The organism is Gilvimarinus gilvus (assembly GCF_030518155.1).
Taxonomy (GTDB): Bacteria; Pseudomonadota; Gammaproteobacteria; order Pseudomonadales; family Cellvibrionaceae; genus Gilvimarinus; species Gilvimarinus gilvus.
In genome coordinates this window covers 1-358 of record NZ_JAULRU010000141.1, presented here as the reverse complement: position 1 = coordinate 358, position 358 = coordinate 1, and the positions used below count along the sequence as shown (strand labels likewise).

Annotated in this window: 1 protein-coding gene; it reads right to left on the bottom strand. The window is 59.8% G+C overall.

The window, feature by feature from the left end; all coding sequences use genetic code 11:
* Nucleotides 1-358: hypothetical protein (locus QWI17_RS00860; RefSeq protein WP_302720597.1), on the bottom strand; the 358-nt coding region annotated here is incomplete at both ends.

The following is a 358-nucleotide window of genomic DNA, read 5'->3' as shown; positions in this document are numbered from 1 at the left end:
GAATTCACGCCGTTGAGGCGCTTGGCGAACTGCGGAACCGTCTCCCCAGGCATGAACAGGTTCTCCAGCGCCTCGATCTTCTTGGCCTGCTGCTGGTTCTCAAGCACCAGCATCTCGTTCTGCTCTTCAAGGTCTGCGGCGAGGCGTAAAGCGTCAGCGCGAGTGCGAGGCACAGGGAATGCCTGCGGCCTGAAGTAGTTGCTGACCAGCTGGCGCTGGACGGTCCAGGCAAGGTCGTCGGTCAGCGACTTGACCAGCATCAGGTAGCCCTGCTCCGTGAGCAGAACAACGTCGTTCCGACGAAGACTGTCGGGAATAGCCCCAGGGTTGTTCCGACGAATTTCGTCGGAACCAACTT